Origin of the sequence: Serratia sp. PGPR-27, from assembly GCF_022678525.1 — a bacterium.
Classification (GTDB): Bacteria; Pseudomonadota; Gammaproteobacteria; order Enterobacterales; family Enterobacteriaceae; genus Serratia; species Serratia nematodiphila.
Genome location: NZ_JALBYS010000037.1, coordinates 46,732 through 59,653 on the forward strand (window position 1 = coordinate 46,732; position 12,922 = coordinate 59,653).

At 56.1% G+C, this 12,922-nt stretch carries 12 protein-coding genes and 2 tRNA genes; 6 read left to right on the forward strand and 8 right to left on the reverse strand.

What is annotated here, in order from left to right:
• On the forward strand, positions 1-390 hold the full coding sequence (gene hpxZ / locus MMS95_RS18820) for an oxalurate catabolism protein HpxZ (protein ID WP_033634117.1): 390 nt from the start codon (positions 1-3) through the stop codon (positions 388-390).
• 60 nt (positions 391-450) lie between these two features.
• On the opposite strand, the gene MMS95_RS18825 is transcribed toward hpxZ, so the two are convergent.
• On the reverse strand, positions 451-1,329 hold the full coding sequence (locus MMS95_RS18825) for a siderophore-interacting protein (protein WP_004930199.1): 879 nt from the start codon (positions 1,327-1,329) through the stop codon (positions 451-453).
• Positions 1,330-1,563: 234 nt separating this feature from the next.
• On the opposite strand from MMS95_RS18825, the gene MMS95_RS18830 reads away from it, so the two are divergent.
• A complete protein-coding gene (locus MMS95_RS18830; RefSeq protein WP_049241342.1) occupies positions 1,564-3,804 on the forward strand; it encodes a TonB-dependent siderophore receptor in 2,241 nt (746 codons plus the stop codon).
• Between the two features lie 105 nt (positions 3,805-3,909).
• Here MMS95_RS18830 and MMS95_RS18835 read toward each other — a convergent pair.
• Together MMS95_RS18835 and dnaQ are read right to left on the reverse strand one after the other, a co-directional pair.
• Positions 3,910-3,986: transfer RNA gene (locus tag MMS95_RS18835), tRNA-Asp, on the reverse strand.
• A 144-nt stretch (positions 3,987-4,130) separates the two neighbouring features.
• Positions 4,131-4,874: a DNA polymerase III subunit epsilon gene (gene dnaQ, locus MMS95_RS18840; protein WP_004930195.1), complete on the reverse strand. Its 744-nt coding sequence runs from the start codon at positions 4,872-4,874 to the stop codon at positions 4,131-4,133.
• A gap of 72 nt (positions 4,875-4,946) precedes the next feature.
• Here dnaQ and rnhA point away from each other — a divergent pair, with 72 nt between their 5' ends.
• On the forward strand, positions 4,947-5,414 hold the full coding sequence (gene rnhA, locus MMS95_RS18845) for a ribonuclease HI (protein ID WP_004930193.1): 468 nt from the start codon (positions 4,947-4,949) through the stop codon (positions 5,412-5,414).
• Here rnhA and MMS95_RS18850 read toward each other — a convergent pair.
• Positions 5,411-6,130, reverse strand: a complete 720-nt coding sequence (locus tag MMS95_RS18850) for a class I SAM-dependent methyltransferase (protein ID WP_004930191.1) — start codon at positions 6,128-6,130, stop codon at positions 5,411-5,413. The genes rnhA and MMS95_RS18850 overlap by 4 nt on opposite strands.
• A gap of 44 nt (positions 6,131-6,174) precedes the next feature.
• Here MMS95_RS18850 and gloB point away from each other — a divergent pair, with 44 nt between their 5' ends.
• The gene (gene gloB / locus MMS95_RS18855) at positions 6,175-6,930 is read left to right on the forward strand and encodes a hydroxyacylglutathione hydrolase (protein WP_060558614.1); all 756 of its coding nucleotides are present in this window, start codon (positions 6,175-6,177) and stop codon (positions 6,928-6,930) included.
• A gap of 71 nt (positions 6,931-7,001) precedes the next feature.
• Positions 7,002-8,384, forward strand: coding sequence for a murein transglycosylase D (gene mltD / locus MMS95_RS18860; protein WP_004930188.1), 1,383 nt, complete (start codon positions 7,002-7,004; stop codon positions 8,382-8,384).
• 52 nt (positions 8,385-8,436) lie between these two features.
• Here mltD and MMS95_RS18865 read toward each other — a convergent pair whose 3' ends face one another.
• Both MMS95_RS18865 and MMS95_RS18870 read right to left on the reverse strand, forming a co-directional pair.
• A complete protein-coding gene (locus MMS95_RS18865; RefSeq protein ID WP_025160092.1) occupies positions 8,437-9,231 on the reverse strand; it encodes an endonuclease/exonuclease/phosphatase family protein in 795 nt (264 codons plus the stop codon).
• A 241-nt stretch (positions 9,232-9,472) separates the two neighbouring features.
• Entirely contained in the window at positions 9,473-10,648 is a 1,176-nt protein-coding gene (locus tag MMS95_RS18870) for an MFS transporter (RefSeq protein WP_004930185.1), read from the reverse strand.
• Positions 10,649-10,753: 105 nt separating this feature from the next.
• Between MMS95_RS18870 and yafC the strand changes: the two genes are divergently transcribed.
• Positions 10,754-11,641 carry a DNA-binding transcriptional regulator YafC gene (gene yafC / locus MMS95_RS18875; RefSeq protein ID WP_048326822.1) on the forward strand — a complete coding sequence of 296 codons (888 nt, stop codon included), beginning with the start codon at positions 10,754-10,756 and terminating at the stop codon, positions 11,639-11,641.
• A gap of 47 nt (positions 11,642-11,688) precedes the next feature.
• Here yafC and dkgB read toward each other — a convergent pair whose 3' ends face one another.
• Entirely contained in the window at positions 11,689-12,492 is an 804-nt protein-coding gene (dkgB, locus tag MMS95_RS18880; protein WP_103086335.1) for a 2,5-didehydrogluconate reductase DkgB, read from the reverse strand.
• A 214-nt stretch (positions 12,493-12,706) separates the two neighbouring features.
• Positions 12,707-12,783 (reverse strand) — tRNA-Asp (locus tag MMS95_RS18885).
• Positions 12,784-12,922 lie beyond the last annotated feature (139 nt).

The window sequence follows — 12,922 nt, forward strand, 5'->3', positions numbered from 1 at the left end:
ATGAACAATGAACATATCGATCGGCCGGCGGTGCTGGCGGAGGTCAACGCCGCCTTTTACCGCTATGAGCAGGCGTTAATCAGCAATGACATCGATGTGCTGGACGAGTTGTTCTGGCACGACGCGCGCACGGTGCGCTATGGCGCCACCGAAAGCCTCTACGGTATCGACGAGATCCGCGATTTTCGTCAACGGCGCCCGGCCAACGGACTGGAGCGGCTGTTGGAAAACACCCAAATCACGACTTTTGGTGAAGATATGGCGGTAGCCAGCACGGAATTTCATCGGCCGGGCAGCAATCGCAGGGGGCGGCAAATGCAAACCTGGGTCAAACTGCCCTGTGGCTGGCGCATCGTAGCGGCGCACGTCAGCCTGCTCGACGCGCCTTAGCCTTCACAGGGCTCCAGGCGGTAGAACCCATGATGCAGTCGCGCGGCGACAGCGGCCGACTCAGCACCAGTAGGCCATAAAGTTAACGGTAGCGCGGTCCAGATCGCGTTCGCCGATCAGATAACGGCGCAGGGTTTTCACCGCCGAAGACTCGGCCGCCACCCAGGCATAGAAAGCGTTGCCGCCCGCCGCCCGCTCCCACAACACCTCATCGCTCAGGCTGCTTTCCGCCAGAGACTGCGCTTGCGCGCACGCCGAAGCGGGAATATCCACCCGCTGGCGCACCGCTTCCACCAGCAACGTGCCGTGCGCCAACTGGCGGCCCACATCGCGCGGCAGCCAGTAAACCTCGGCGAACGGGAAGCGGGTCAAATCCAGGCAATCCCCCGCCTGCGGCACTTCGAAGAACGCCTGCACGCGCGGCGGATTGGTCTGCTGCGCCAATTGCTCCAGAATGCCCATCGCCGCCGGCACGGCCGTTTCATCGGCGATCAACAGCGCCTGCTGCAACTGCGCCGGCGGCGCCCATTCGTAGCCGCCGCTGTCGCCGTCGAAGTCAGCGTTGGGGGCGACGGTCTGGATGGCATCACCCGGCTCGGCGTGAGTCGCCCAGGCGGAGGCCGGGCCGTTCACGCCATGCAGCACGAACTCGACGTCCATCTGATTCTGCTCACGGCGCAGCGCACGCAGCGTATAAGTGCGCATCACCGGGCGTCGCTCTTTGGGGATCGCCATGTAATCGCCATACCAGTCCGGGCTATTGGCCAACTGCGGGATCTGGCCGTCCGCCGCCGGGAACAGCAGTTTGATGCGCTGATCCGGCGCTTCCAACTTCATCCGATGAATATCCGCACCTTCAAACACGCAGCGCACCAGCGAAGGTGAAATCAGCGTTTTGCTTTTCAAGGTGATATCAAAAATTCTGTAGCTGGCGGACATGTTCTCGATTCTCCGGCAACGGCTGTCGCTTGAACGTATGGCCGATCGGCTGCCGTGTTGACGGCGTGGGTTGCTCGATCGCGCAGTGGGTAAAATGTTAATAAAACTAATTAATTACGTTAATGTATCGCAAAAAATCATATCATGATTTTATTGATAACAAGAAACGTTATTGATAAAAGAATCATTCTCAAAAATAACGCAATAACAATATCACCTGGGAAATAAATAACGATGAAACGCAAACACCTTTGGGTTTTGAATCCTTGTCTGCTGGCGATGCTTGCGCCAACGGCTTGGGCAGAAGATCAGAAAGCCGGCGCCGAAGAGCAGATGGTGGTCTCCGCCAGCCGTTCACACCGCAGCACGGCGGAAATGGCGCAGACCACCTGGGTGATCGAAAGCCAGGAGATCGAACAGCAGGTTCAGGGCGGCAAAGAGATCAAGGACATGTTGGCACAGCTGATCCCCGGCATGGACGTCAGCGGCCAGGGCCGCACCAACTATGGCATGAATATGCGCGGCCGCTCGATGATGGTGATGATTGACGGCGTGCGCCTGAATTCATCGCGCAGCGACAGCCGCCAGTTGGATTCGATCGATCCGTTCAATATCGATCATATCGAGGTGATTTCCGGCGCGACCTCGCTGTACGGCGGCGGCAGCACCGGCGGCCTGATCAATATCGTCACCAAAAAAGGACAACAGGAACAGCAGGTCGAGTTGCAGGTCGGCGGTAAAACCGGCTTTGGCGGCCATAACGATCACGACGAGAACGTGGCGGCGGCGGTCAGCGGCGGCAACGACAATGCCTCTGGGCGCCTGTCCGTTTCTTACCAGCGCTATGGCGGCTGGTATGACGGCAAAGGCAATGAGGTATTGATCGACAATACCCAAACCGGCCTGCAGTATTCCGATCGCCTCGACGTGATGGGCACCGGCACCCTCAACATCGACGATCATCAACAGCTGCAGCTGACCACCCAATACTACAAAAGCCAATCCGACGGCGATCACGGCCTGTTCCTGGGAGAGAACTTTGCGGCGGTGACCGGCAATGCCAAGGCATATAACAGCGGTAACTTAAACTCCGATCGCATCCCCGGCACCGAACGACATCTCATCAACCTGCAGTATTCCAACACTGATTTCCTCGGCCAGGATTTGGTGGCGCAGGTCTACTACCGCGACGAAACGTTGACCTTCTACCCGTTCCCGACGCTGGCGGGCAAAGCGCCGAACTATTACGTCAGCAGCATTGGCGCTTCGCAGCAAAAAACCGATTTCTACGGTGGCAAGCTGACGTTAAACAGCAAACCTGTCGACGCACTGACGCTGACTTACGGCATTGACGCCGAGCATGAAAGCTTCAACGCCAACCAGCAGTTCTTCAACCTGGCGAAGGCTCAGCAGTCGGGCGGCATGACGCTGGAGAACGCTTACAGCACCGGCCGCTACCCGAGCTATACCACCAGCAACCTGGCGTCGTTCCTGCAGGCCAGCTACGACATCAACCCGATCTTCACCCTGAGCGGCGGCGTGCGTTATCAGTACACCGAAAACAAGATTGATGACTTCGTCGGTTATAACCAGCAGCAGGCAATCGCCACCGGCGCCGCGACGTCCGCCGACGCTATACCGGGCGGGAAAACCGACTACAACAACGCGCTGTTCAATGCCGGCCTGCTGGCGCACCTGACCGAGCGCCAGCAAACCTGGTTCAACTTCTCTCAGGGCTTTGAGATCCCGGATCCGGGCAAATATTACGGTAACGGCACCTACGCGTTGAACGGCGGACATTACCAGTTGCTGAAGAGTGTCAACGTCGGCGACTCCAAGCTGGAAGGCATCAAGGTCAATGCCTACGAGCTGGGCTGGCGCTATACCGGCGATAACCTGCGCACGCAAATCGCCGCCTACTACTCGCTGTCCGACAAGAGCATCGCCATCAACAAAACCGACATGACCATTAACGTCAATGCGGATAAGCGGCGCATCTATGGACTGGAAGGGGCAGTGGACTACTTCTTTGAAGACAGCGACTGGAGCGCCGGCACCAACTTCAACGTTATCCGCTCCGAAACCAAGGTCAACGGCGAATGGAAGAAGCTGGTGGTCGATACCGCCAGCCCTTCGAAAGTCACCGCTTATGTCGGCTGGGCGCCGGGCGACTGGAATCTGCGTTTACAGTCGCAGCAAACCTTCGACGTGTCGGACGATGGCGATTACACCAAGGCCAATTCCACCCAGGGCCGCAAAATCGATGGCTACAACACCCTCGATTTCCTCGGCAGCTATACCCTGCCGGTAGGGAAAATCAGCTTCAGCGTGGAAAACTTGCTGGACAAGGAATACACCACCGTTTGGGGCCAACGCGCGCCGATCCTGTACAGCCCGACCTACGGATCGCCTGAGCTGTACAGCTATAAAGGCCGCGGACGCACCTTCGGCTTGAACTATTCGGTGTTATTCTGAGAATAAGGGGCCGGTCTGCCGGCCCCGTTCATTGGGCCGCGCCGTTTTTCAGAGAACGGAAACGACGAAGCCCTGAGTTATCGCTAACTCAGGGCTTCTGAATAGTGGCGGAACGGACGGGGCTCGAACCCGCGACCCCCTGCGTGACAGGCAGGTATTCTAACCAACTGAACTACCGCTCCGCGCCATTCCCTCTTGCGGGGGAACGAGGCGCATATTACGGACGCCTCTCGGTTCCGTCAACGCCTTTTTCTCCGCAAATGAACCGTTTGCACAGTTTTTCAACGAAGATTCATCCGGTGAGGTTTTTTCACGCAAAAACGCCGTTATTCCGCCGGCGCTCCGCGCCACAGGCAGCTACCGCCCTTCTTCGCCACCAGATCCAGACGCGCCTCATGCGCCTTCACTTCTTCGTCGCTGGCGTAGACCACTTTCATCGCCGTCGCCGGGCGGACAATGCGCTGTATTTCTTGCGCGGCGTCATTTTGCTGGGTATCCCCCTCCATCTGGAACGCTATCGAGGTCTGACCGCCGGTCATCGCCAGATAAACTTCCGCCAGGATCTCGGCATCGAGCAATGCGCCGTGCAGCGTACGCTTGCTGTTGTCTATCTCATAACGGCTGCACAAGGCATCGAGGTTGTTGCGCTTGCCCGGGAACAGGCGACGCGCCATCAACAGGCTGTCGGTGATGGTGCAGAAGGTCTCGGTCTTCGGGATGCCCTGCTGCAACATGCGGAATTCGTGATCCATAAAGCCGATATCGAACGCCGCGTTATGGATCACCAGCTCGCCGCCGCGGATAAAGTCGAGGAATTCCTCGGCAACCTGATCGAAGGTCGGCTTGTCGGCCAGGAAGTCGTCGCTGATGCCGTGTACGCCGTAGGCTTCCGGATCCACCAGCCGATCCGGCTTGATGTATACGTGGAAGTTGCGCCCGGTCAGGCGGCGGTTAATCACCTCCACCGCACCGATTTCGATGATGCGGTGCCCTTCGTAGTGCACCCCAAGCTTGTTCATACCGGTAGTTTCGGTATCGAGGACAATCTGTCTGGTGGTTGTAGAGATCATATTGCAGTGCTCACAGCGCTCGTTTATGTCAGACTTGGCTTTTATAAAACTGATAGGAAGAGTCTACCAGAGATGCTCAAACAGGTAGAAATTTTCACCGACGGCTCCTGCCTTGGCAACCCCGGCCCCGGTGGCTACGGCGCGATACTGCGCTATAAGCAGACGGAAAAAACCTTCAGCGAAGGATTCCGTCTGACCACCAATAACCGCATGGAAATGATGGCGGCGATCGTGGCGCTGGAAGCGCTGACCGTGCCCTGCGCCGTGACGCTCAGCACCGACAGCCAGTACGTGCGCCAGGGCATCACCAGTTGGATCCATAACTGGAAGAAACGCGGTTGGAAAACCGCCGACAAAAAACCGGTCAAAAATGTCGATCTGTGGCAGCGGCTGGATCAGGCCATTCAGCGCCACGAGGTGAAATGGGAATGGGTCAAGGGCCACGCCGGCCATCCGGAGAACGAACGTTGTGACGTGCTGGCGCGCGAAGCGGCCGGTAAACCGACGCAGGAAGACGTCGGTTACCAACCGGAAGCCTAAGGCAGCTTGCGATAGCTCTTGGTCGCGCCCACCGCGCGGCTGAGAGACGGCTTTCTCGCCCCCAGTTTCATCGGCGTAGGCGTCAGCGGCAAGGTGCGCTTACGCGCCACAATCACGCTCATGCAGCCCAGCGCCGGCAAATGGGTGCATAAAAATTTGCCGCCCTTGCGGTGCCACGGCAGTACGTGAAAACGCGCCTGGTGCAACACCTCGTAATTCAGCAGGCTGAGCCAATCCAGCAGCCGCATCTGGGTAAACATGCGGCTGACATAGGGCTGGCGACGACGCAACCCGGGCGCCAGCTTGCCCAACCCCAGCAGGCTGAACGGATTGAAACTGCTGATGACCAACCAGCCGTCGTCGATCAACACCCTGTCCACCTCACGCAGCATGCGGTGCGGATCGTCCGCATAGGACAGCGTATGCGCCAACAGGCAGGCATCTACCGACTTGGCGGCAAACGGCAGTTGATAAGCGTCGGCGACCACCTGCAGCCCCTCCCCCTCCAGCCCTACGTTAACCTGATGGGAGATTGCGCATTTATCCGTGGCTAGCTCGGCGCTGAGCATGCCCATCTTCAACAGATGGAAACCGAACAGCTTGGGCCACCAGGGTTGCAACTGCCGCTCGAGCGCTTCACGATAGTACTCCCCCCACGGCAGCTCAGCCCAGGACTGCGGGCCGGTGAGCTTTTGTAGAGTATGGGCTGGTTTCATGATTTATTATCTTCTTTCAAGCCGTTGCCAACGAGAGGTACACCATGAATCTTATCAGCATTCCCGCCTTCCAGGACAATTACATTTGGTTATTGGATGACCGACAGGGGCGCTGCATTATCGTCGATCCGGGTGAAGCGCGGCCGGTGCTCGAGGCGTTGCAGCGCCTGCAGCTGGCGCCGGCGGCGATCCTGCTGACCCACCATCATCACGATCACGTCGGCGGCGTGGCGCAGATTGTCGCGCAGTACCCTGGCCTGGCCGTCTATGGGCCGCAGGAAACCGCGGACAAAGGCGCCAACCACATCGTCCATGACGGCGACACCTTTGATATCGATGGCCGCCAATACAGGACTATCGCCGTTCCCGGCCATACGCTGGGCCATGTGGCATTCTATAGTGCCCCTTATCTGTTCTGCGGCGACACCATTTTCTCCGCCGGCTGCGGCAGGCTGTTTGAAGGCACCGCCAAACAAATGTACGACTCATTTCAACAACTCGCGCAACTTCCCGATAACACCTTAATTTGCTGCGCGCATGAATATACTCTTTCAAATCTTAAGTTTGCGCGGGCTATTTTGCCGGAAGATCGAGAGATTGAAACATATCAACAACATGTTGAAGCGTTAAGGGCAAAAGGCCAAGCCAGCGTGCCGACCACATTGCAATTAGAGCGCAAAATTAACCTGTTTTTACGTTGCCATGACACTGATTTACAAAAGAAATTAGGCTTTAATTCACCACCAAAAAGCCTTCATTCAGTTTTTTCCGAATTACGCCTGCGGAAAGATAACTTCTAAGCTTTTAGTTGTGTTATTTGGCGAAGCAAAGTATTATTGCTCGTCTTTTAAGCAACTACATTGACACACACATGAAGGCTAAAGCGATATTTCTCGCCTCGGTCTTGCTAGTGGGTTGCCAGTCGTCCAGGCAGGACGCACCGGCGCCAGAACAGCATGCACAGAGTTTGTCTTCGGCTGGTCAAGATGGTGAAGCAGGAGAGTACACAGCAAATGGCCGAGCGAGCTCGGCGCGGTGGTTGGATAACAACAGTCCCGCCGCGCAACAGGACCTGTGGAACTTCATTAGCGACGAGCTGAAGATGGAGGTTCCGGAAAATTCCCGGATCCGTGATCAGAAAAGAAAGTACTTAAAAAGTAAGAGCTATCTCCACGATGTAACATTACGGGCAGAGCCGTACATGTACTGGATAGTCGGGCAGATTAAGAAACGTAATATGCCGATGGAACTGGTACTGCTACCCATAGTGGAGAGCGCTTTTGACCCACACGCCACGTCAAGTGCCAACGCCGCAGGGCTATGGCAAATCGTGCCGCAAACGGGTCGCAATTATGGTTTGAAAAACAATCAGTGGTATGACGGCCGACGCGATGTCGTCGCCTCGACAACCGCTGCGCTTAACATGATGCAGCGCTTGAACCGCATGTTTAACGGCGACTGGTTACTGACCGTAGCCGCCTATAACAGTGGTGAAGGCCGCGTGATGCAAGCGGTGAAGGCAAACAAACGCCAGGGTAAGCCAACCAATTTCTGGGCATTGTCGCTTCCGCGTGAAACGTCAATCTATGTCCCGAAAATGCTGGCGCTGAGCGACATCATCAAGAACAGCAAGAAGTACGGCGTGAAACTCCCGAAAACGGATGAAACCCGTGCGCTGGCGCGTATCGATGTCGGACAGCAGATCCAGCTGACTCAGGCGGCTGAGATGGCTGGGCTTTCAGTCACCAAGATGAAAGCGTATAACCCAGGCTACAAAAAAGGCGTTACGGCACCCAACGGGCCCCATTACATCATGGTTCCCAAAGGACATGCCGAGCAACTGAAAGACTCGCTGGCCGATGGCCAGATCGCCGTGACTCAGCCAACGACGCAGTTGGCGAAGAACAGCGGTTTGACCGGTGGCAGTTCGTATAAAGTGCGCTCCGGCGACACCTTATCGGGCATTGCCAAACGGCTGAACGTTAAGACCAGCGATTTGCAGAGTTGGAACAACTTACGCGCCAAGAGCGCCATAAAAGTTGGGCAAACCCTGCAAGTGGCCAGCAATACTGGCAGTAACAGCAGTATCACCTACCAGGTTCGTAAAGGTGATTCGCTCGCCAGTATCGCACGTCGTCACGGCGTCGATATTAACGACGTGATGCGTTGGAATTCAACGCTCGCCAAAGGCAACCTGCAGCCAGGTCTGAAGCTGACCCTGTTTGTCGGCAACAAGCTAACGCCGGATACTTAAATGTTCGGCACAAAAAAAGCACCCTTCGGGGTGCTTTTTTATTAGCTGCGATTCACCATACCGGCGAGTCTTTCTCCGGATGAAACTCCACCAACAGCGGGTTGTGATCCGACGCGCTGGTCACCAGCACCGACGCCTCCACCACCCCCAGATTGCGGTAAAATACGAAATCCAGTGGACGACCGAAGGCCTTGCGGCGATGGTCGTCGGTGAAACTCACCTCGCGCAGCGCCATCTCTCCGGCGAAGTCATACAGCGCATTGATGCGCTTGCGGCTCCAGGCGTTGAAGTCCCCGGCCATGATCACCGGCCCCCGGTGACTGGCGATCTGTTCGCCTATCGGCCCCAACTGCTTGCTGTAGACGTCGACGCCCAGGCTAAAGTTCACCGCATGGATGTTCACCACCATCAACAGCTCGCCGTTGTACAGCGGATAAACGGTGATCAGGGCCGACTTGGACAGCCGCAGCAGCGGCTCTCGCTCGCGCAGCGGGCAACAGTAAACAGGATGAGCGGCCGCCAGCGTCATCACGCCGGAAGGGTGCTGCGGTAGCACAAAGGCCGGCACCTGATCGGCCGCCAGATAGTTGGCGGTAGCGTAGCTCACCAACTCTGGCGTGGTTTGCGCCTCTTGCAACAATACCAGCTGCGCGTCTTTGCCATGGTTTTTCAGCACCGAAAGCCAGTCGGCTCGCTGCTGTTTGAAAATATTCCACACCATAACGCGCAAGGCGCCGGTCGTCGGCAGCGCCGCCCCTGGCGGCAACGGCTGGTTAACGGCGCCAGGAAAGATTCGCTCAACTGGCTGACCTGCAACATACCTCATTGCATAAGTTCGTTTCGGCACGCGATTCGCCTATTACCCATTAACATGAAAACTGGCGATGAACACTCGCCAACGATGAATTGATTATACGCCTACCCTGCATAGAGGGCATGGCTTTTGCGGGCATCACCTTTTCAGTTATAGGGGCCGCCTGCAGCGATTTCAATCTTCTGACGGTATAGCTGTGTAAAGGTGAGGGGTAATAGGTGAAAAATGCGAAAAGGCCCGCAAAATGCGGGCCAGGCAGCAAGGGTTTTACGAATTAAGCCGTTTGCAGCTGAGACTTTTTATCCAGGCGGCCACTGAGGCTAACCAGCAACAATGCAACCACCACGATCAGCGCGCCAATCCAGGGGGTCTGCGCCAGCCCCAGTGAGGCAACAGTCTGGCCGCCAATCACCGAGCCGAGCGCAATGCCGATGTTGAACGCCGCGATGTTGAGACCGGACGCCACATCCACCGCATTTGGCGTGTATTGCGCGGCTTTCTGCACCACATACACCTGCAGCCCCGGCACGTTGCCGAAAGCGAACACGCCCATCACAATCACCGTCAGCAAAGCGGCAATACTGTGGCTGGCGGTAAACTGGAACACCAGCAACAAAACGGCCAGCGCGGCAAAGATAAAGCTCAACGCACGCACGGCCCCATGACGATCGGCCAGCTTGCCTCCCCAGATGTTACCCACCGCCACCGCGACGCCATAAGCCAACAGTATCCAGCTCACGGTCGGAGCAGAGAAGCCGGCCAGTTCCTGCATCATCGGCGCAAGGAAGGTAAAGGTCGTGAAGACCCCGCCGTATCCCAATGCGGTAATCGCGTAAATCAGCAGCAGACGAGGATGAGTCAGCACTTTCAGCTGTTCCCGCACGCCGGCGCTGCCCTGGTTCTTGATATTGCTCGGCACCAGAATAATGCTGGCCAGCGTGGCGACAGCGCCAATCAGAGAAACGGCCAGGAAGGTCTCACGCCAGCCAAACTGCTGGCCGATGAACGTCCCCAGCGGTACGCCGGTCACCAGCGCCACCGTCAGGCCACCAAACATGATGGCGATGGCGGAGGCCGCCTTCTCTTTCGCCACCAGGCTAGTGGCGATAGTGGAACCGATAGAGAAGAACACGCCGTGCGCCAGGCCGGTCAACAACCGAGCCACTACCAGCGATTCATAACTGGGTGACTGCCAGGCTAGCAGGTTGCCGAGAGTGAACAGCACCATCAGGCCAACCAGCAGCAGTTTGCGCGGTATACGGCTGGTCAGGGCCGTCAGCACCGGCGCGCCAATGGCTACGCCGAGGGCATAGATAGTCACCAGCAACCCAGCGGACGGTACAGTCACTCCCAACTGCTCCGCGATAGTCGGAATCAACCCGACAATCACGAACTCGGTCGTGCCGATAGCAAAAGCGCTGATGGTTAAGGCAAGTAATGCGAGTGGCATTTTTTACTCCGAAATAGCATTCAAGTTGATGACGGCTATTATCGGCCTATGCTTAAATGATAAAAATGCTCAAAATTTCAAATTAACTTTGCCATTGGAGCAAAAATGAAAGCAAACTCAGACGAGCTGATCACCTTTGTCACCGTCGTGGAAAGCGGCAGTTTCAGTCGGGCGGCTGAACGCCTGGAACAAGCGAATTCCGTGGTTAGCCGAACGGTGAAAAAACTGGAAAGCAAACTGGGCGTTACGCTGCTCAACCGCACCACGCGCCAAATCAGCCTGACTCAGGAAGGAGAGAATTACTTTCGCCAGGTGCAGAAGGTACTGAACGATATGGCCGCGGCAGAAAATGCGCTGATGGAAAGCCGTCAACGCCCGCAAGGCCTGCTGCGCGTCGACGCGGCAACGCCGGTGGTGCTGCACATGCTGACGCCTTTAGTGGCGGAGTTCCGCGAACGTTATCCTGAAATGTCGTTATCGCTGGTGTCTTCGGAAAACTTTATCAATTTGATCGAGCGAAAAGTGGATATTGCGATCCGCGTAGGCGAACTGACCGATTCCACGCTGAAAGCGCGCAAACTGATGACCAGCTACCGGCATGTGCTCGCCTCCCCCGCCTATCTGGCGCAGCACGGCACGCCGCTAACGGTAGAAGATCTTGCACATCACTGCTGCATCGGCTTCAACGACCTGCCCAGTTTGAACCGCTGGCCACTGGCTTGTTCAGATGGCAGCCAGTTGGAAATCGCTCCCGGCTTGACCACTAATAGTGGAGAAACCCAGCGCCATCTCTGTCTGCATGGCAACGGTATCGCCTGCCTGTCGGACTTTATGAGCGACGAAGATATCAAACGTGGAGATTTGGTTCCGATTCTGGTGGAAGCGACACTGCCGGTCGCCATGCCGATCAACGCGGTTTATTACAGCGACAGCGCCGTTAGCAACCGTCTGCGCAGCTTTATTGATTTTGTGAGTGAATACCTGAAACGATAAAAAAGGCGCCCTGATGGACGCCTTATGCTAACCACTGCGAGGAAAGATTAATCCCAGTTTGGCGCCAGGCCTTCCGGGTTAACCAGACGGCCGTTGCACTCCAGTGCGGCGATCTGCGCCATATCTTCGTCGGTCAGCATCAGTTGCTGTGCCAACAGGTTGCTCGCCAGGTTTTCACGTTTGGTCGAGGAAGGAATAACTGCATAACCCAGCTTCAATGCCCAAGCCAGGACAACCTGTGCAGGAGTTGCATTGTGACGAGCGGCGATGCTTTTAATCGTTTCATCCTGCAGCGCTTTGCCATAGGCCAACGTCATGTAAGAGGTGATGGCGATGCCGTGCTGCTGCGCGAATTCTACCACCTTGCGGTTCTGCAAGAACGGTGACAGCTCGATTTGGTTGGTGGCGATTTCATCGGCGCCAATCGCGTCAATCGCTTGCTGCATCAAGTCGATAGTGAAGTTAGATACGCCAATTTGGCGAGTCAGCCCCAGCTTTTTCGCTTCCAGCAACTCAGCCATAAATTCGGCAACTGGCACTTCGTCGTTGGGTGACGGCCAGTGGATCAGCGTCAGATCAACGTAGGAGGTTTGCAGTTTTTTCAAGCTTTCTTGCAGGCTTGGGATCAGTGTGCCTTTCGCCAGATTCGCGATCCAAATCTTGGTGGTGATGAACAGGTCTTCACGTTTCACGCCGCTGGCAGCGATAGCCTGGCCAACAGCCGCTTCATTTTCATAGATCTGCGCGGTGTCGATAGTGCGATAGCCCAGCTCAAGTGCAGTGCTGACAGAATCGATAACAACCTGATCCTGAAGGCGGAAAGTACCTAAACCAAATGCAGGGATGCTCATAATGTTTTCTCTCATTAACAGGTAGATGTGGTATGAGGAAGATTATGGCAACTTTTTTATTGATCAAAAACGCCTGGTTCGGCATAAGACTTTTGATCTAAAGGCAATAATATGGAGAAAGGCGAGGCGGTAAAGAGGAACAATTCCAGTCTGAAAAGCGCAAAATGCAGATATGAAAAAGCCCTGAGTCGAAACTCAGGGCTTATCAATTAAGTGGCGGAACGGACGGGGCTCGAACCCGCGACCCCCTGCGTGACAGGCAGGTATTCTAACCAACTGAACTACCGCTCCACCGATTCTTTTACGTTGTATCTTTCGATACCGGCAATATCGCGCTCTGCGACTTGCGCATTACCAGTCGTCACACTGATAACGTTTATTTGATGCCTGGCAGTGTCCTACTCTCGCATGGGGAGACCCCACACTACCA

Bases quoted from the DNA above. Each gene is read 5' to 3' on its own strand.
- dkgB (WP_103086335.1), bottom strand. From the start codon at position 12,492: ATGAGCATCCCTGCATTTGGTTTAGGTACTTTCCGCCTTCAGGATCAG.
- MMS95_RS18870 (WP_004930185.1), bottom strand. From the start codon at position 10,648: ATGCCACTCGCATTACTTGCCTTAACCATCAGCGCTTTTGCTATCGGC.
- MMS95_RS18825 (WP_004930199.1), bottom strand. From the start codon at position 1,329: ATGTCCGCCAGCTACAGAATTTTTGATATCACCTTGAAAAGCAAAACG.
- mltD (WP_004930188.1), top strand. From the start codon at position 7,002: ATGAAGGCTAAAGCGATATTTCTCGCCTCGGTCTTGCTAGTGGGTTGC.
- rnhA (WP_004930193.1), top strand. From the start codon at position 4,947: ATGCTCAAACAGGTAGAAATTTTCACCGACGGCTCCTGCCTTGGCAAC.
- hpxZ (WP_033634117.1), top strand. From the start codon at position 1: ATGAACAATGAACATATCGATCGGCCGGCGGTGCTGGCGGAGGTCAAC.
- dnaQ (WP_004930195.1), bottom strand. From the start codon at position 4,874: ATGATCTCTACAACCACCAGACAGATTGTCCTCGATACCGAAACTACC.
- gloB (WP_060558614.1), top strand. From the start codon at position 6,175: ATGAATCTTATCAGCATTCCCGCCTTCCAGGACAATTACATTTGGTTA.
- yafC (WP_048326822.1), top strand. From the start codon at position 10,754: ATGAAAGCAAACTCAGACGAGCTGATCACCTTTGTCACCGTCGTGGAA.
- MMS95_RS18830 (WP_049241342.1), top strand. From the start codon at position 1,564: ATGAAACGCAAACACCTTTGGGTTTTGAATCCTTGTCTGCTGGCGATG.
- MMS95_RS18850 (WP_004930191.1), bottom strand. From the start codon at position 6,130: ATGAAACCAGCCCATACTCTACAAAAGCTCACCGGCCCGCAGTCCTGG.